We start from the raw sequence: 18,830 nt of genomic DNA on the forward strand, positions 1-18,830 counted from the left end.
GCGCATGACGTCCGGAGTCTTCAAGCCGCCACAGCCTTCGGGGTTTTCACCGTCGCGAACAGCGGCAAGGCGAGAAGATAAAGTGCGGCCCCCACCAGCCAGATCGTCCCGATCCAGATGCTTTTGGTGGAAAAGAACACCGCAGTGGTCAGGACCGGCCCTATTATACCCGCCAGGCTCATGAGGCTGGCGAGCACGCCCTGCAACTGGCCCTGCTGATCATCGTTCACGCGGCTGGTTACCAAAGATTGCAGCGCCGGCATGGCAACGCCGCCCAACGCAAACAGAGGCGCTACCGCGTAGCCCATCCAACTCTGGTTGGCGAAGGCCATCAGCATATAAGCCAGCATGTCAAAACCGACACCGATCATCAACGTGCCGAGATCACCAAAACGGCGCGAGAGCGGCCCGACGAGAAAGGCCTGCGCCAGAGCGCCACTGATGCCGAAAACCGATAGCGACAGGCCCATATGCACCGAATCCCATCCGAACCGCTCGGCGCCATAGAGCACCCAGATCGTTCCCGGTATGGCGGCCACCAGACCGAATACGACAGAGACGGTTACAAGTGGCAGGAGCGGCTTGAAATTCCAAAGCCACACCAATGGCGCCAACGGGTTAAGTTCCTTGAACGCAAACCTGCCCGGACCGGCCTTTCGGCTTTCCGGCAGAACAAACAGCGCAACGAGCAGGTTGAGACCATTGAAAAGGGCTGCCACAAGAAATGGTGCCCGAAGCCACCAGGCGCCCATGACGCCGCCGATGACGGGACCGATGATAAAGCCCAGGCTCATCACGGCGCCAACCGTGCCAAACCGCTGCGCCCGCTGCTCGGCTGGGGTGATGTCGGTGATGTAGGCGCTTGCCACCGCCATATTGGCGCTGGTGATCCCCGCCATGGCCCGCCCGACCACGAGCACCCAGCCGAGTGGGGAAAATGCCATGACGAGGTAGTCGAGCAAGGTGCCAGCCAAAGAGAGCAGCAAGACCGGGCGCCGGCCGAACCGGTCGCTGAGCGCACCAAGGATCGGCGAGAACACAAATTGCATGATGGCGAATACCGCCAGCATGACCCCATAGAGAAACCCGATGTCGCCGCCGCCAGTCACCTCGACCAAGAGGTCCGGCAGGATCGGGAAGATCAGGCCTGCGCCAATGGCGTCGAGGGCAACGGTTGAGAGAATAACGATAAGGGCCTTGTTCATGGTGTGGCATCCCTATAAGCTTTATCAGTGATAAATTTATCGGTGATAAGCTCCCTTATCAATGATAAGTCAAGAGGGATTCTATCCATGGCTATCGGACGTGATCGCATTGTCGATGAGGCGCTGCTGCTCTTGAACGAGGTTGGCATCGACAAGCTGTCCACCCGCAAGCTCGCGGAACGGCTGGGCGTCCAGCAGCCGGCGCTCTACTGGCACTTCCGCAACAAGTCGGAATTGCTCGACGCCATCAATTCCGAAATGCTGCTGCGTTATCACTGTGATCGCCTGCCAAAACCCGGTCAGGATTGGATTGCGTTCACGCTGGCCAATGCCCGCAGCATTCGTAAGACCTTGCTCACCGTGCGCGATGGCGCGCGGCTGACCGCAGGTACACGGCCTTCCGTCGCCGAATTTGCCGATGTGGAAAGCGTCTTGCAGCTCTATGTCGAGACGGGATTTTCCGCAGAGGAGGCATTTGGCATCGCCATTTGCATCACGCGCTATGTGGTCGGTTATGTTCTCGAAGAACAGGGAGAGCGCGAACGGGATCGGATGGATCAAAACTCGCCCAATACCGACCTCATGGCAGAACTCGCTCCGTTCCCCCTGCTTGCAAAAGCTCTTGAAAGCTTGCCCACGGTTGGAACGGTCAACACCGAAGCCGTGTTCGAGAGTGGGCTAAGTTACCTGCTGGCCGGCATGAAGGAGAAGCTGCGGGCGAAACAGTCTGGATAGGCGAAGAACTCTGGCGCGGACGTGCAATCGGTTTCCGGTACACAACATGTCTTTTCAAACCTGAACATGCCACTGTCGCTGGCATCACTCTCTTCCGTGGGGATCAGGATGTCGCGAATTATTATATTCGACATTTTTGAATCCGCGTTTGTTGACGGACTCTACCAAAATCTGGAGAAAATTCTCAAGCAATTGCTTGCCCATCTATCGCTCAGAACCGCAATCTGCAATTCTCCATTCATGCAGCGGCGATCGAGACATAACCACTTACCCTGAACATATTTTGCTAAATGGAGCCCCTATTTTCGCTCGCCCTCGGCACTGATAGTCGGCTTTCCCTCAGCCGCGAATGGACAAAGAAATGCAACCCGAAAGCCGGCCTTCGGGCGGAATGGTTCTCACCCCCCGGCTTTCCCGTTCTGTTTCCGGTAAACCCAAAGCACCGGCTGCCATGGAAACAGGCTCAAGGCAGAGATACTTTTCCATTCGATGAACAGCTAGATATTCAAATATTGGATCAGCCTCAAGCAGCAACGTTCCCTTGTCGAGCTCTACCGTGGCCGTTGACCAGTTGCGGAAATGCAAGGTGTAGCCGGTGGCGGCCGGAATGGAGCGACTGGAGCGCAGGTGCTCTTCGTCCCCGGTCGGCACGTTCAGCGCGTCAAGAGGATACTCCAGTCTAGCGTCCGTTTCCGCATGACACGAAAGAGGCACGGCGAGATACGGGTGCCATCCGAGGCTCAAGGGCGCTGAAACATCGGATGAGTTGATTATCGACAGTTCAACGATCAAGCGATCGGGTTCAAGCCGAAAATGTTGTTCTGCGAGGAATGAGAAAGGCCATTCGTCATCCGCTTGGTAGTTCAACTGCAGCGTCACGCGATCTTCGGCAACACTTGCCACATGCCAGGGACGGCGGTGGGCCGGCCCGTGCATCGCATCAGGTGTCAGGGCGGGATGTGGAAGAAGGCGATGCGTCTTGCCACTCTCAACAACTGAAGCGCCGTAGACGCGATTATGATAGGGCACCAGAGGGTACGCGCCAGCGCGCGGCCAGTTATATGGCTCGAAAACATCCGTTTGCGTGGGTGCAAGTATGTCACCCATGTCTGCATGCACGAGGTGGGTCATGCGTCCGCCCCAGTCCGGGCGAAAGCGGGCCAAGAGCGGTCCGCTTTCGATGGAGATCATGTCAGGCAAACGCATAGGAACCATCTGGCCGCTTGGGTACCCGGCGTTGCCAGTGAACGTAGCCGTCTTCCTGCATGGCTTTTTCGTCTATCTCGACGCCCCAGCCGGGACGATCCGGCCGCAGTTCGAGATAACCGTCCTTTGGCAGATAGGGATCGACGACGTAACGCGTGACGTCCTCTTCCGTCACCAGATCGTTGCCGCCGTAAGCATAGACCTGACCCTTTGGCAGCCTGTATTCCAGAATGCGGAAGTTCTGTTGGACGGCGCAGAAGTGAACATTGACCGCCGTTGCCAGCGGCCCCATAGGATTATGCGGCGCAATGCTGACAAAGTGGGCTTCAGCCAGAGTTGCGATGCGACGCATTTCCGATATACCGCCGACCACGCAGATATCCGGCTGGATGATGTCGGCGCCCTTCACCTGAAGAAGTCGGAGAAACTCATTGCGATTGTAGAGGCTTTCGCCCGTTGCAAGGGTACAATTCAAGCCCTGCTTGAGATCACCGTACATCTCGATGTTCTCAGGACGAAGAGGCTCCTCGTAGAAAAGCGGGTCGTAAGGCGCAAGCGCATTGCCAAGCTGCCGCGCGGCAGAGGGCTCGAAAATCTTGGCGTGGGCATCAAACGCGATGTCATAATCGGCGCGGACGGTTTCGCGCAACGTACGGAAATATTCCGCGGAACTGCGCACCACTTCGCCCCAGCGATGCGCATGAATATCGACACGCCACGGGCTGAGCTTGAAGGCGGAAAAGCCCCAGCCTTCATTGAGACGGTCGAATTCATCTCTGGCGGCGGGTGCATCCGGAGCGGTATAGACGCCCGCATAGACCTTGATCCGATCCCTCACCTCACCGCCGAGCAGCTTGTAAACCGGCACCCCGACAGCCTTGGCGGCCAAATCCCACAGGCAATGATCCAGCGCTGAAATAGCCGACAGGCCGAGTGCGCCGGGCGGGAAACGGTTCTGCTGCAACATCAGATTATAGAGAAACTCTACCCGCGTCGGATCCTGCCCCGCGAGGAAGTTGTAGAGGTAATCCAGAATGGGCGGCAAGGCGAGATCGGGTCCATGATTGTAGCACTCACCCCAGCCGGTCAGTCCGTCATCGGTGTCCAAGGCGACGATGACGCGGGGACGGTCCTTGTCGCGAGTGACGAACACCCGCATGCGATCGATTTTCATGCCTCAGTCTTCCTCATCAATTCAAGGAGATGGAAAATGGTGGGTCATTGGGCCGCAGCGCCATTTTTGATTGGTGCCGGCTCGACATAACGGAACCGCCTCGTCCGGTCGCGATCCCGCGGATCCGGCCTTGGGATGGCGGAAAGCAATGCCTGGGTGTAGGGATGATCCGGTGCGTTGCAGACCTTGTCGGCCTCCCCCACCTCGACCAGCTTGCCGCGATACATGACGCCCACCCGGTCGCACATGTAGCGGATGACGCCAATATCATGACTGATGAAGATGTAGGCGAGACCCAACTCGTCCTGCAACCTCATAAGCAGATCCAGCACCTGAAACCGGACTGAAACGTCTAGAGCCGATGTGGCCTCATCTGCAACGATGATGCGGGGCTTGAGCGTGATGGCTCGCGCAATCCCGATGCGCTGACGCTGACCACCGGAAAAGGCGTGCGGATAGCGTTCACGCCCACTGGGATCCAGACCCACTTGCTCCATCAGGGAGCAGACACGCTCTTCAAGTTCCTTACCCTTGGCAATACCGTTGACAAGCAGCGGCTCTCCAATCACCTGCGCGACGGTCATGCGTGGATTGAGCGACCCGAAAGGATCCTGAAACACCATGCGCAACTCCCTGCGCGCCGCCTTCAGTTCCTTTCCCTCTATCTTCGACAAATCGACAACCGAGCCGTCGGCTTTTCTATAAAGCATCTCGCCAGCCGTCGGATCATAGAGGCGCATGATGGAGCGGCCCATGGTCGTCTTACCCGACCCGCTTTCACCGACGATGCCGAGCGTCTCGCCGGGCAGAAGCTTGATCGAAACACCGTCCAGCGCCTTCATCTCACCGAAGTGCATCGACAGGTCCTTGACCTCCAGTATCGGCGCTGCGGTGTGATCAAGCGGCGGACGGGCAAGGCGGATTTCGGCCTTCTGCTCCAGCTTGAGGACCGAGCCGATCAGCATCCGCGTATAGGGATCCTGCGGCTTGTGGAAGATTTGCTCGACTGTCCCGTACTCCTTCACAACGCCATGGTGCATGACAAGCACATCATCAGCGATTTGAGCGACGACGCCCATATCGTGCGTGATGAACAGAACGGCCATACCGTGAGCCTTTTGCAGCCGCGATATCAGATCGAGAATTTCCGCCTGCGTGGTGACGTCGAGCGCTGTCGTCGGCTCGTCGGCAATGAGGAGCTGTGGTTTGCAGGCAAGCGCCATCGCGATCATGGCGCGCTGGCGCATGCCGCCCGAATATTGGAAAGCGTATCGGTCCAACGCCTTTTCAGGGTTTGGAATTTCAACCTGCCGCAGCAGCTCGATTGCCTCTGCCCTCGCCTGCGCCTTGCTCATTTTCAGGTGAAGCCGCAAAACTTCGGTAATCTGGTCTCCGACCGTATGAACCGGAGAAAGCGACGACATCGGCTCCTGGAAAATCATCGCGATATCGGCACCGCGAACAGCCCGGATGGCATGCCCGCGTGGGTCCAGTTTCGCCAGATCAACTGACGAACCGTCAGCCTTGTTCAGGATGATCGAGCCGGAGGCGATATAGCCGGGGCTATCGATGATCTGGAGGATGGAGCGGGCCGTGACTGACTTGCCCGAGCCGCTTTCTCCCACCACGCAGAGCGTCTTGCCAGGCTCTATCGAGAAAGAAATATCGTTGACGGCGCGAAAAACGCCGGTGCGCAACGGAAATTCGGTAACGAGATTGCGAACTTCAAGAAGGGGCTTTGCAGGCTTCATCGAGACGACTTCACTCATATAAAGGCCCTCACTTGTTATAGGGGTCGGCTGCATCGCGCAGACCATCGCCGAGGAGGTTCAGCGCCATGACGGCAACAACAACGGCAACACCAGGCAGGAAGAGCCACGGAGCCGTCGCAATCGAACGGATGTTCTGGGCCTCGCGCAGCAGCACGCCCCAAGAAATCGTTGGCGGCTGAAGGCCGAGACCGAGGAAGGACAGCGACGTTTCCGCGAGGATCATTGCGGGTACAGCCAGCGTGACGGATGCGATGATGTGGCTGGAGAAGCTGGGCAGCATGTGACGGAAGATGATGCGCCCTTCGGGTACACCGTCCAATCTGGCAGCAGCTACAAACTCTTCCGTTCTGAGCGACAGGAACCTGCCACGCACGACGCGGGCAAGCTGCGCCCAGCCGGTCAGGGACAGGATGATGGTAATCATCATATATTGAAGCGTCGCGGGCCAGCCCTGCGGCAGCGCCGCCGCCATGGCCAGCCATATGGGGATGGTGGGCAGCGACAGGACGAAATCGATGACCCGCTGCATGACGAAATCGATACGCCCGCCGTAATACCCGGAAATACCACCCAAGACGACGCCGAGCAGCAACGAAAAGAACACGCCGACAAGACCAATGGACAGGGAAATCTGCGAACCCTGCACGACACGGCTGAAGACATCGCGGCCAAGCCGGTCAGCCCCGAAAAGAAACAACGGTCGCGTCTTATCGGTGGAGGCCAGAAGATGGATGTTGGTGTTAAACAGTCCGAGCACGGAATATTCGTAGCCGCGACCAAAAAGCTGGATCGGTATTTTCTTGCCCGTGTCTTCAACGAAGACGGCGGCCAGCGTTTCTGGGTTACGCGTCAGCTTGAGAGGGTAATAATGCAGCCCGACGGAGAAACCATCCGTTGTGTCGATCAAATGAACCCGTTGCGGCGGATAAAACGTCGCGCGGGCATTTTGCAGCACCGGATCATTGATCGCAAAGAAGCCGGGCACGAGAGCCACGACATACATGGCAATGGTCACCACGAGAGCGGCCATGGCCAGACGGTGGCGCTTGAACGCCCACCAGATGAGTTGCCATTGCGATGCGACGGCGGCGCGGTCGGGGCGAATGGTGGTGGCTACAGCAATATCGGCCATGACGCCCTCCTATTCGAGACGGATTCGGGGATCGACCAGCGCCAGCAGAATGTCGCTGATCAGCGATCCGATCAGCGTCAACGCGCAGATCAGGAGCACGAAGGCCCCGGCGAGATACATGTCCTGCGCCATCAGCGACTGCAAAAGAAGCGGCGCTGCTGTGGGCAGGTTGAGCACGATGGCAACGACGACCGAGCCCGAGATGAGGTTGGGTAACAGCCATGCAATCGTGGAAATGAAGGGGTTGAGGGCAATTCTCAGAGGATATTTCGTCAACAGGCGAAACTCCGACAGGCCCTTGGCACGCGCCGTGGTCACATAGGGTTTCGGCAATTCGTCCAGCATATTGGCGCGCATGACGCGGATGAGGCTGGCCGTGGAGGAAATGGCAAGGATGGCGACCGGCAACCAGATATGCGCCATCAGGTCGATCATCTTTGCGATGCTCCACGGCGCAGTTTCGAACTGGGCCGAGAACAGGCCACCGACATCCGCACCGAATTCGACCGCCGCGACATACATCAGAACCAGCGCAAGCAGGAATGACGGGATGGAAAGTCCGAAGAAGGAGAAGGCGGTAAACATGTAGTCGCCGATGGAATATTTCCGCACGGCGGAGAAGACGCCGATTGGCAGCGCGATGGCCCATGTGGCCAGCAGACTTGCAATTGCCAGCACAAGCGTCAGCGCCATGCGCTCCCAGATCAGGCCCGATACCGGCTGCTGCCACTCAAAGGATATGCCGAAATCACCCCGGCTGATGATGCCCCATATCCATTTCAGGTACTGGATGATCATGGGATCGCCGAGGCCGAAACGTTCACGCAGCTGCGCGGCGGTATTCTGGTCGATGACTTCGTTCGAAGCGGCAAGCGTCGCGATATAGGTCGTCACATAGTCGCCTGGCGGCAACTGAATAAGGACGAAGGCAAGGAAGCTGACGGCAAACAGCGATGGGATCATCCACAGCAGCCGTTTCACAATGAAAACCAACATGTCGTTCTCACAATCACGTTTTGCAGCATATCCGCCTGGCGAACGCCGATATCTGCCACTCGACCCAATCGAAAAGTGTCGCCGCGCAAACGGCGACACGCATCAGTCGTTTAGCTTGTGAAGGTGAACTGCTGCGGCAGCGCTGGACCGGGGTTCGGCCAGGACCAGCTGTCTGGTTCCTTTTCCGGAACATTGTGAAGATTGTTCCTGATGATGCCGAAACCGCCAACAGCCAGGCAGACACCAATCGTTTCGAATTCTTCCGCAGCGATATCGAAAATCTGCTTCATGAATTCGCCACGCTTGGCAATATCGGCAGTCGAGCGCGCTTCATCGAAAAGCTTGAACCGCTTCTTCTGGCTTTCCGGCGGCTCCTCGCCCTTCTGGCCGTTGGACGTATACCAGAGCGCCCACGGAATGGCGTAGCGCGACCCTTGTGGATGGAAGGCGAAGAAGTCGCGCGGATCGAGCATCGGGTCCAGCCCACCCGGACCTGGCCAGACAGCCGCATCGTGGGCATTGTCGTCACCGCGCGTGTAATACAGAGCGCGTTCGATGGTGTTGACCTTGATATCGACGCCGATCTGCGCCCACTGCGCCTTCACCAGTTCCAGCGTGTCGACGAGATCGGGATAAAGCGTCGGAATGACATCGATTGAGAAGAAGATCGGTTGACCATCGGGACGCAGGCGAATTCCATTGTCGTTCTTCTTGTCGTATCCAGCCTTGTCGAGAAGCTCGTTGGCCTTGTCCGCGTCGAACTCGGTGCTCTGTCGCGCAAGTTTCTCATGATACCATGGATGCGTCGGGCGCGGGCCGGTCTGATAGGCTTCGCTCTGGCCGAAATACACGATCTCGATGATCTCCTGGCGATTAAGCCCCAATGACAGGGCCTGCCGGAAGGATTTGTCCGCAAACATCTTGCGCATGGCAGGATCTTTATGGGTGATGTTGAGATAAATCTGGCATTGCTGGGCAGCCGACGGAACCAGCGTCATCAGCCGGTAATTGCCCTTCTCCATGTTCTGGGAAAGCGTCGGCTTGTTGGCGAGCACGCTGATGTGGCGTTCCTGAATATCGATCTTGCCCGAAATCACGTTGAGCATCAGGGATTCGACATCCTGAGAGATACCGAAATTGATCTCGTTGATATAGGGCAACTGGTTGCCATCCGTATCAACCTGCCAGAAGTACGGGTTGCGGGTCATGACAACACGCGTCGCACCGCCGGAATAAGGCTCCTTGACGACCCACGGATCGAGCGTCGGCTTATCGACATTTGACCAACGGGACGGGATTTCGATATCGCCGCATTTGGCACGGAAAAGTTCGGTCCAACTGGAAACACCGGCCGCCTTGACCTCTGCATCGAGAGCCGCGTTATATTTGGGCAGGAACTTGCTGCAATAATGCTTGGGGAACAGCGTGGGGTGCTGGCCAAGCGGGGTCGCAAGATTTTCGAGATACAGCGCGTTCGGTGCCGCAAACTTGAACTTCACAGTGAAATCATCGACCTTTACTACGTCGACGGCCTTACCTGCCACGGACAACTGCGCCGGAGTGGCGCTGTAAAGCTCCTTGTTCTTGATGCAGTCTTCGATCGCGAAGACCACGTCATCGGCAGTGAACGGATGACCGTCAGACCACTTCGCGCCCTCAATCAGATGGAAGGTGAACTCGGACGCATCAGGACTGACTTCCCACTTCTCCGCAAGGTTCGGCAAGACCTCGGTGAAATCCATGTTCCAGCGAACGAGGCTCTGGTTGCCGACCATGCGCAGGATGCCGTTATGGTCCGACGACCCGCGAAGACCACGGCGCAGGGTACCGCCATAAGTGCCGACCTTCTCGAACGGCGTCACCACCATCGGGTTCTTCGGCAGGCGATCGGCCAAAGGTGGTAACTTTCCATCCTTGACCAGGGCAGCCAATTCAGGCGCTTCCTTGCCGGCGGCAGCTTGTGCCGAAGTGCCGACGAGAGACAGCGCAGCAACGCCTCCAAGCCCGGCAATAAAGGTACGGCGCGTTACGCCGTGCGAGATTTCATCCCCATCGCGCATCGATCGATTTCCTCCCAAAAAATCGCAGGTCGCAGCGAGGTGCAGAACCTCGTTACTTCAGCCCTCCTGGCCGACCCACGTGCCGATCCTCCATCGGCAGGGTGACCATATGGGTGTTTTCAGATGATTACAAGTATTGACAGATTTTTACATATTTTTTATTCATGGATGGAATTTTCGCAATCAGATGCCCCGTTCGCTGTTGGGAGTTGATCAGCTTCCAACGCGCCTGTAGAGACGCAGTTGATACGATGTGAAATGAAATGCTGAAAAGATTCAGCGATTTGCGACGAGAGGGCGCAGATGGATAATCTGACAACATCCGCTCCCTCCAGGGGCGAGACGCGGCTGAGCGACATCGTGTACGAGAAGATCGTCGGCATGATCAGCGATGGCCGTTTTCCGCTGAACGAGCGGCTGCCATCCGAACAAAGCCTGGCGTCGATGCTGGGCGCATCGCGTCCGGTCGTGCGCGAGGCGCTGGAGAGACTGCGCAACGATGGCCTTATCGTGTCTCAAAAAGGTTCCGGCTCCTATGTTCGCCAGCGGCCTGATTCCTCTGTTCTGCAACAAGTACCTGTCGGTTCGCTCGCCGACGTGCAGCGCTTCTTCGAATTCAGGTCTGGCCTCGAATCCTCTGCCGCAGAACTGGCCGCACGCAACTGGCAGCCCGCGGACAGGTCGCGAATAGAGCAGGCGCTCGCAGCGCTGGAACTCTGCCTGGAGCGGGGTGATCTCGGCGCAGAGGAGGACTTTGCCCTGCACGATGCCATCGCCAGAGCCAGCCACAACCAGTTTCACATCACGGTTCGCACCTGGTTCAAGCCCCACTTTGCAATCGGACAATCCGTAACACGCAGCCTCAGCCTCAAACGCACGCCTCAACATGTTCGTGACGTGCAGAATGAGCATACCGCAATTGTCGAGGCCGTATTCGAGCGACGGGAGCAGGCCGCTCATGACGCGATGAAGGACCACATCCTGAAAGCGCGTGCCCGAATGTTCAAAGGCGTGGGCGGTGAAGGGGGAACCTGAACTTCTGACCGATCGACGCCACACGGATGATGGAGGAGAATTCGTGAGCCAGCCGCGCATTATAGAGCCTGCAATTCGCACACTTATCGACATACCGCTGCGGGTGGGCGAGTCTCCGACGTGGGACGAGCGAACCGGCGACCTGTGGTTCGTGGACATTCTGGCGCCTGCAATTTTTTGCCTTTCAGCAAGCGGAAAACTCCAGCGTTTCGACATGCCGGCACAGATCGGCTGCCTTGGCCTCTGCCAAAGTAATCTGATCGTCGCGGCATTGAAGACAGGCGTTCATTTGCTCAATCCGCAGAATGGTGAACTCGAGCTTCTCTGCGATCCCGATGAAGGGAGAGCCGACAGCCGCTTGAATGATGGAAAGGTTGGCCCGGATGGTCACTTCTGGGTGGGCACAAGAGATGAGGCAGACGTTCCCACCGGCAATGCTCGCCTCTATCGCGTTTCTTCCAGCGGTCACGTCGAGCGCTTCATAGACGGTGATATGCTGACGTCCAACGGTCTCGCCTGGAGCCCGGACGGGACACGGATGTACCATTCAGATAGCAGCGGGCTGCTGCTTCAGGTTTTCGACTTCGATGTTCAAACGGGCAAGCTTGGGCCCGCCAAACGCCTCCATGATTTTCAGCCGGACGAAGGCAGGCCGGATGGGGCCGCGACAGATAGCGAAGGCTGTTACTGGAGTGCCGGTGTGCAGGCGGGCAGATTGAACCGCTTCACTCCCGATGGCGAATTGTTTGAAATCTACAAGATGCCGTTCAAGGGTCCGACCATGCCCTGCTTCGGCGGTCCCGAACTCAAGACACTCTACGTTACCAGCCTTGTGACAGACACAAACGGCGTCGCGACATCAGGAACATTGGTGGCTTTCGACGCCCCTGTTGCTGGCGCCCCGATTCACAAATTCCCCCTCTGACGATAGATTTCACTCCACGGGAGACCGATTAATGACGACATTTGATATTCGCCAGGCGCTGCACGGCATCTCCGGCGTTCCCGTTACGGCATATGACGCCGATGGAGAAATCAGTTTCGACATCACCGCCGAGGCCTACGCCCGTGTGGCCAGGGCCGGGATTCACAACATCGTCGCGGCTGGCAATACAGGCGAGTTTTACGCGTTGACGCCCGCTGAAATCCTGACGGTTTACGAGGCCGCAATCAAAGGCGTGGATGGCATTGCTCCCGTCACCGCAGCCATTGGACGCTCGCAGCGCGAAGCAATTGCGATGGCGCGGACCGCAAAGGAACTCGGCGCATCCGCAGTGATGTCTCACCAACCGGTCGATCCGTTCGCCGCCCCTCAATCTCAAATCGACTATTTCTTGGGGCTGGCTGAAAACAGCGCGCTTCCTCTTGTCGCCTATGTGCGGGCCGATGGATTTGCGGTGGACGATATGGTGAGGCTCTCCAGCCATCCAAATGTCGCGGGCATCAAATTCGCCACGACAGATATCATGCTGCTGTCGCGCGCCATCGCCGCCTCCGACCCGGACGGAGCATTGTATATTTGCGGCCTTGCAGAAAGCTGGGCGCCAGCCTTTACCGCAGTCGGCGCGCGTGGCTTCACCTCCGGTCTCGTTAATGTCGCGCCGCATTTTTCAATGCAGGTACACGAGGCTCTCGTGGCAGGCGATTTCGACAGCGCCCGAAAGATCGTTGAGAAGATAGAATTGTTCGAGCGGCTGCGCACGCGCTACCGAAACGGCGCCAATGTGACTGTGGTGAAAGAAGCTATGGAAATCATGGGGCTTGCCGTCGGTCCGGTGCGCGCACCCGGCCTCGTACGTTTGGATGCGCCGGACCGTGCCTTGCTCGAAGAACTGCTGGCCAGTTGGAAATAACCTCCCAAGGGCGGGATGCTCCAACGCCTCAGGCGTTGAGAGCATCATACGCCTATGCTGTTGGTTTTCGTGAGAGTTTGATCCATTTTCCGTTTTGCCGTGATCCATTTGCGAAGGATAGAATTGTTGTCGGACAATCCACTACACCGGATCTGGTGAACTCATGCGAATGAAAAATGGATTAAATCCTGACGAGACTCAGCACGCATGTCCTTATCGTTGAGGATGAGCCGCGTATCCTGATGTCGACGGTCGACATGGTAGAGAAGCTTGGTCACACGGTGCATGAGGCTAACTCAGCGGAAGATGCCCTCAGCGTCCTTGAAACCAACGGGATCGACATGTTGCTGACAGATGTCTTGCTGCCAGGCATGTCCGGGATCGAACTTGCAAGACATGTAAGGGAACGCTGGCCAAACGTGAGGATCGTTTTCGCAAGCGGTGACGACAACGCCAAGACAGCCTCGGGTATTTCCGATGCGCAGCAATTATCCAAGCCTTTCAGTATCGATGGGCTGCGACAGGTGTTGGGTAAGGCCGATCGGACCTTGTGACCGCAATCTGGCTGGCATGGCTCGCGGATGTTTATAACGACGTTTGCCATCGCGCTGTTTGGCGATGGCGGCTGGCCACTTGCGCAAGTTTGAGTATCCAGTCCCACCTGCGCTGTTGACCGCCGGGTCATCACGATTGTGGGACTGGATCTGTGGAGATACCTCGATGCCCCTGGGCGAGCGAGTCCACGGCACTCTTCGCCGGTTAATGCGCCGTTCGGTTTTTATCCAAAGTCGACGCCCCCGCAGCATAAGGCATAGCTCGACCGACAAGAACCGCGCGGTATAGAACACCATCAGCTCGATCCGGATCAGCCGTACGGCGCGGGGCACGAGATCGCTAGAGGCTGACGCCCTCCAGTTTCGCGATCAGCGTGTTGCGATCCTCAACCGATTTCAATCGCACCGTTAGAGCTTCGCTCTTAACCGGCACCTGGGGCGGCAGAGAGACGGCAATACCGGGAATATTTTCGGCAGCCCACCGCCTGAAACGAGGCAACTTGTTGGGGCCGCTGATAGGAAGGGTGTGAATATATCTGAAAGTCATGACTGCTTCTTTCCGAATACGGGCAATGCCATGGCACAGGCGGCCAGATTTGCTCCGCGGTTTTCGTGTGGGGTTGCGAGAAACCTGACGCCAATGTCGCGGTCGCAACTATTGGCGCCAGGCAATCAGCGTCCGGCACTAACCCTTCGGATAGGAAAGACGTAACGCATCGTGAGCGCGAAACCCGTAAGGTCCATCGTCGGCATGTTAGACACCAGACCTTTGCCGCTCGCTCAACCCCAGGATCAGGCGGCCAGAGTGACGGCGGGCATGCCAACACCCCGGCTCGGCATCAAGCTTCCGTACAAAATCGACAAGCGCGATATCACCCAGCCTGTCCGCCGCCGCTTGTGGAGAAAACCATCGTCTTTTTCGGTGCGCTTTTTCGCGCCAGTGGGTCAAAGTGCCACGCACGTTCATACCGAATATCGTGACACAGCAGACAAGCTGAGGCCCATCGTTGAGGGTTTTGATATATCTGTATGTCAATACCGGAGCCGGGGACATGTCGCCAATAATTCCTGCCACCTTGAACGCATGTTGCGAGGCCATGACGAGGGGCGGACATGCTTTCACGAGCGGGCCACTGGGCACGATCCAGCGCTCGCGCTCACGGTCCGTGACAAGCAGCACCTTGCGCTCGCCGTCGCGCCCGATCCGCCAGGGAAGTACTCCGACCTGCTGCAACTCACCTCTGTCATCAGGTGACGAGACGATCCGGCTTGCTGTCGTAGCGCGTGTCATTGTCCTGCGGTCTCCGCAAGCCAGCGAAAGGGCGACCGGAACTCGTTGCGCTTGCAACTATGAGGCTTACGTGCGGCTCTCAGTGGAACAGAGGTTTCACACCAAGGGCACCTGGCGGCGGCACCCGGCAGTTGACGGTTGCAGGCAGGGCAGACTGGAAGGGGGCGAGGGTGGGACATTAAAACGCTCCATGGCTACGTCGCGCGAGCGACGCATACGAACCGCACTTTCAATTGCGGGGTTCCCGGAGCGGCTGGGTCTATGGCGGCGTTAAAGGTTCAGTGCTGCCAGCTCCGGGTTAGGGAACGTGCCTGATCAATAAGCCTGAAAAATACGGATTTCATGGTCGTTTTCATGATGCTTATCTGGGCAAGGATCGCGTTGACTGCAAGGTGACCTTTTGCCGCACGATAGGAATGATGTCGGACCATTCGCGCCAAATCGTACGTGAACGAACCTCGTGACATCCATTCAGCGGCAACAAGCTCTGCGTCACTTTATGGCCTTACTGTCAGACCCAGAGCTTTTGCTTGAACGCGCGGACGACGATCGAGACATTGATGGAGGTTTTGCAGACGTAGCTGTTATCGAACAACAGACCTGACCGGTCGTTGCACAGCACTAACGATTCGAGCGCCTGCTCAGCTAGGTTGCGCCCCCACTCGTTGTGGAAGAACGTGCTTCCATCGGTAAAGCCAAGCCCGTTGCTCTGGTATGTCGGTCGACCTTGTAGCGATCTTAAGGCGGCAAGATAAGCGGCATCATAGTCCGAACTGCGTCCAGCGATCAATGCTTTTCCCGGAGATTTCCGATCGATGCTGGGACGCCTCCAAATAATGAAGCGGTTCTCAACCAGATCAATGTACTCATCGAGACCGGCAACGGGGATCGAGTGGACGGCGACAGGTTGATAGAACATGAATGGATCGCTCTCTTCGGCAGCCGCAATCGCCCGGAAACACATAACGGCTTCGAGCGATGCCACTATCTCCGGCCAGGTTTTAAGGACGGAGGACATCACCTGAGGGGCGACTCCAGCCTTCCGCCAGAGTGCATGTATTAAAGCCAGAGCAATCCTCCGTGGCTCGCCTGTCGGCTCGTTAGCCGCGTTAGCAATCGGTGCAAGGCAGGCCTCGTCCTCACATAGGATAGCGGCTACGTCAGCCAGAGTGGCATGATCAAGTCCAAAATTGGGCTTGGCAAGCAGGGCAGGAAACAAGGTGGTACCTCTGAAAAACGCCTTGTTCTCAACAAAGAGAACAAACACTGTTGATTTCCACTGAGAGCTGACCCGGCGCAGCCCGATATTTCCATTGAGAATTGACCCATGTTTCAACCGTCCCTCGCATGTTTTCAGTGGGGGCTCTGGAGTGATCGACATGGCGTTACTGAGCGTGATCCGACGCTGGCATTTTCGAGACCATCTCTCAATCCGGGAGATTTGCCGCAGGACTGGCTTGTCCCGGAATACCATCCGCAAATACCTGCGCGCCAACGGCGTGGAGCCGAAGTTCAACGTCCCGGAGCGGCCGAGCAAGCTTGATCCGTTTGCGGATCGACTGTCGGCCTGGCTGAAGACAGAATCCAAGAAAGGCCGCAAGCAGAAGCGGACGATGAAGCAGTTGCATGCCGATCTTATGAGCATCGGCTATGAGGGCTCCTATAACCGCGTTGCGGCATTCGCTCGGGAATGGCGTGATGATCGGCAGAGAGAATTGCAAACGACGGGCCGTGGGACATTTGTGCCGCTGGCATTCGAGCCCGGAGAGGCTTTCCAGTTCGACTGGTCGGAAGACTGGGCGATCATCGGCAATGAGCGCACCAAGTTGCAGATCGCCCATACGAAGCTGAGCTACAGCCGCGCCTTCATCGTCCGGGCCTATCTGCTGCAGACGCATGAGATGTTGTTCGATGCCCATAATCACGCGTTCCGCGTCTTCGGTGGCATCCCTGGCCGCGGCATCTACGACAACATGCGCACAGCGATCGACAAGGTCGGCCGTGGCAAAGAGCGAGACGTCAACGTGCGCTTCATGGCAATGGCCAGTCACTACGTGTTCGAGCCCGAGTTCTGCAATCCAGCGTCCGGATGGGAAAAGGGACAGGTCGAGAAGAACGTTCAGGATGCCCGTCATCGCTTCTTTCAACCGATCCCTCGCTTTCCATCATTGGAAGCCCTGAATGATTGGCTTGAGCTTCGGTGCAAGGAGTTCTGGGACAAGACGCCACATGGCCAGATGCGTGGCACTATCGCCGACATCTGGGCTGAGGAAGTTCCAGCCCTCATGCCCGTTTCCAGGCCGTTCGACGGGTTTGTCGAATACACGAAGCGGGTCACACCTACCTGCCTCGTGCATCTGGAGCGTAACCGCTACAGCGTTCCGGCATCCTTTGCTAATCGACCGGTGAGCCTGCGGGTCTATCCGGATCGTGTTGTTGTTGCCGCGGAAGGCCAAATCGTTTGTGAGCACCGTCGCATCATTGATCGCTCGCATGATCGACCGGGCCAAACCATTTATGACTGGCGGCATTATCTGGCGGTGGTGCAGCGAAAGCCAGGGGCGCTTCGCAACGGCGCTCCATTCGTCGAGCTTCCCGATGCATTCCGGACCTTGCAACAATATCTGCTCAAGAAGCCAGGTGGCGACCGCGAGATGGTCGATATCCTGGCACTCGTTCTTCAGCACGACGAGCAGGCAGTGCTCTCGGCCGTCGACATGGCGCTAAAGTCCGGTGTTCCGACGAAGACGCATGTCCTGAACCTGCTGCATCGCCTCGTCGACGGAAAAACCTTCACGCCGCCGACCCTCGACGCACCTCAGGCCCTGACGCTCACCAACGAGCCCAAGGCCAATGTCGAACGATACGATACCTTGAGAAAGACGGAGGTTCGCCATGCGTCATAACCCGGCAAGCGGCGCGATCGTCATCATGCTGCGGCAACTGAAGATGCACGGAATGGCCCACGCCGTCGGTGATCTGACCGAACAGGGATCGCCGGCGTTCGAGGCTGCCATTCCAATCCTGTCCCAGCTTCTCAAGGCGGAAACGGCCGAACGAGAGGTCCGATCGACGGCATATCAGCTCAAGACGGCACGCTTCCCCGCTTACCGTGATCTGAATGGCTTCGACTTTGCCAGCAGCGAGATCAACGAGGCGCTCGTGCAACAGCTTCATCGCTGCGACTTCCTCGATGACGCAAACAACATCGTTCTGGTCGGTGGTCCCGGCACGGGCAAGACGCATATCGCAACCGCGATCGGCGTCCAGGCCATCGAGCATCATCACAAACGGGTCCGGTTCTTCTCCACCGTCGAGTTGGTCAATGCGCTGGAGCAGGAGAAGGCCCAAGGTCGTTCGGGACAGATCGCCAATCGCCTCGTCCATTCCGATCTCGTCATCCTCGACGAGCTGGGATACCTGCCGTTCAGCGCCTCAGGTGGTGCACTGCTCTTCCATCTGCTGAGCAAGCTTTACGAGCGCACCAGCGTTATCATCACGACCAACCTCAGCTTCAGCGAATGGGCCAGCGTCTTCGGTGATGCGAAGATGACCACCGCGCTGCTCGATCGCCTTACTCATCATTGCCACATCCTCGAGACCGGAAACGACAGCTTCCGCTTCAAGAACAGTTCGGCTCATGAACCCAAACCGACGAAGGAGAAACGCAGGACCTTGACCACTACGACCACCACAAACGATACCTAAAGGCGGGTCACTTCTCGGTGGAAACGCCGGGTCAGCTCTCAGTGGAAATCAACAAACAGCGAGGATAAGTGGAATTTCTGCCTGAGATCGGCTTAGATGCCGGGAACAG

Annotated in this window: 16 protein-coding genes; 7 read left to right on the top strand and 9 right to left on the bottom strand. The window is 57.5% G+C overall.

The features are described 5' to 3' along the window. Positions 1-20: 20 nt before the first annotated feature. Positions 21-1,205, bottom strand: coding sequence for a tetracycline efflux MFS transporter Tet(30) (tet(30), locus tag NYR50_RS17370; protein ID WP_418137698.1), 1,185 nt, complete (start codon positions 1,203-1,205; stop codon positions 21-23). A gap of 87 nt (positions 1,206-1,292) precedes the next feature. On the opposite strand from tet(30), the gene NYR50_RS17375 reads away from it, so the two are divergent. Further along, on the top strand, positions 1,293-1,940 hold the full coding sequence (locus NYR50_RS17375) for a TetR/AcrR family transcriptional regulator C-terminal domain-containing protein (protein WP_418137699.1): 648 nt from the start codon (positions 1,293-1,295) through the stop codon (positions 1,938-1,940). 339 nt (positions 1,941-2,279) lie between these two features. On the opposite strand, the gene NYR50_RS17380 is transcribed toward NYR50_RS17375, so the two are convergent. From NYR50_RS17380 to NYR50_RS17405, 6 genes are all read right to left on the bottom strand, one after another. After that, on the bottom strand, positions 2,280-3,146 hold the full coding sequence (locus NYR50_RS17380; protein ID WP_418137700.1) for an aldose 1-epimerase: 867 nt from the start codon (positions 3,144-3,146) through the stop codon (positions 2,280-2,282). Next, positions 3,133-4,320, bottom strand: coding sequence for a galactarate dehydratase (locus NYR50_RS17385; RefSeq protein WP_418137701.1), 1,188 nt, complete (start codon positions 4,318-4,320; stop codon positions 3,133-3,135). The genes NYR50_RS17380 and NYR50_RS17385 overlap by 14 nt, the downstream gene beginning before the upstream one ends. A 44-nt stretch (positions 4,321-4,364) precedes the next feature. Next, entirely contained in the window at positions 4,365-6,089 is a 1,725-nt protein-coding gene (locus tag NYR50_RS17390; protein ID WP_418137702.1) for an ABC transporter ATP-binding protein, read from the bottom strand. Between the two features lie 10 nt (positions 6,090-6,099). Then, complete coding sequence (locus NYR50_RS17395) at positions 6,100-7,224, bottom strand: ABC transporter permease (protein ID WP_418137703.1); 1,125 nt, start codon at positions 7,222-7,224, stop codon at positions 6,100-6,102. Positions 7,225-7,233: 9 nt separating this feature from the next. Further along, on the bottom strand, positions 7,234-8,220 hold the full coding sequence (locus NYR50_RS17400) for an ABC transporter permease (RefSeq protein ID WP_010973627.1): 987 nt from the start codon (positions 8,218-8,220) through the stop codon (positions 7,234-7,236). Positions 8,221-8,330: 110 nt separating this feature from the next. Continuing rightward, positions 8,331-10,280: an ABC transporter substrate-binding protein gene (locus tag NYR50_RS17405; protein ID WP_418137704.1), complete on the bottom strand. Its 1,950-nt coding sequence runs from the start codon at positions 10,278-10,280 to the stop codon at positions 8,331-8,333. A 303-nt stretch (positions 10,281-10,583) separates the two neighbouring features. Between NYR50_RS17405 and NYR50_RS17410 the strand changes: the two genes are divergently transcribed. From NYR50_RS17410 to NYR50_RS17425, 4 genes are all read left to right on the top strand, one after another. Continuing rightward, positions 10,584-11,315, top strand: coding sequence for a FadR/GntR family transcriptional regulator (locus NYR50_RS17410; RefSeq protein ID WP_418137705.1), 732 nt, complete (start codon positions 10,584-10,586; stop codon positions 11,313-11,315). 43 nt (positions 11,316-11,358) lie between these two features. Next, the gene (locus NYR50_RS17415; RefSeq protein ID WP_418137706.1) at positions 11,359-12,240 is read left to right on the top strand and encodes an SMP-30/gluconolactonase/LRE family protein; all 882 of its coding nucleotides are present in this window, start codon (positions 11,359-11,361) and stop codon (positions 12,238-12,240) included. 31 nt (positions 12,241-12,271) lie between these two features. Beyond that, the gene (locus NYR50_RS17420) at positions 12,272-13,168 is read left to right on the top strand and encodes a dihydrodipicolinate synthase family protein (protein ID WP_418137707.1); all 897 of its coding nucleotides are present in this window, start codon (positions 12,272-12,274) and stop codon (positions 13,166-13,168) included. Between the two features lie 215 nt (positions 13,169-13,383). Then, positions 13,384-13,722: a response regulator gene (locus tag NYR50_RS17425; protein ID WP_272448007.1), complete on the top strand. Its 339-nt coding sequence runs from the start codon at positions 13,384-13,386 to the stop codon at positions 13,720-13,722. A 754-nt stretch (positions 13,723-14,476) separates the two neighbouring features. On the opposite strand, the gene NYR50_RS17430 is transcribed toward NYR50_RS17425, so the two are convergent. Together NYR50_RS17430 and NYR50_RS17435 are read right to left on the bottom strand one after the other, a co-directional pair. Further along, the gene (locus NYR50_RS17430) at positions 14,477-15,013 is read right to left on the bottom strand and encodes an NUDIX hydrolase (protein ID WP_174011314.1); all 537 of its coding nucleotides are present in this window, start codon (positions 15,011-15,013) and stop codon (positions 14,477-14,479) included. A 511-nt stretch (positions 15,014-15,524) separates the two neighbouring features. Next, a complete protein-coding gene (locus NYR50_RS17435; protein WP_418137708.1) occupies positions 15,525-16,280 on the bottom strand; it encodes a hypothetical protein in 756 nt (251 codons plus the stop codon). A 112-nt stretch (positions 16,281-16,392) separates the two neighbouring features. On the opposite strand from NYR50_RS17435, the gene istA reads away from it, so the two are divergent. Together istA and istB are read left to right on the top strand one after the other, a co-directional pair. Further along, the gene (gene istA / locus NYR50_RS17440; protein ID WP_418137260.1) at positions 16,393-17,919 is read left to right on the top strand and encodes an IS21 family transposase; all 1,527 of its coding nucleotides are present in this window, start codon (positions 16,393-16,395) and stop codon (positions 17,917-17,919) included. Next, complete coding sequence (gene istB / locus NYR50_RS17445) at positions 17,909-18,721, top strand: IS21-like element helper ATPase IstB (RefSeq protein ID WP_418135855.1); 813 nt, start codon at positions 17,909-17,911, stop codon at positions 18,719-18,721. The genes istA and istB overlap by 11 nt, the downstream gene beginning before the upstream one ends. Positions 18,722-18,830: the final 109 nt, after the last annotated feature.

This window comes from Agrobacterium sp. El2ro-1b (genome assembly GCF_048298475.1).
In the GTDB taxonomy this organism is placed as follows: Bacteria; Pseudomonadota; Alphaproteobacteria; order Rhizobiales; family Rhizobiaceae; genus Agrobacterium; species Agrobacterium fabrum.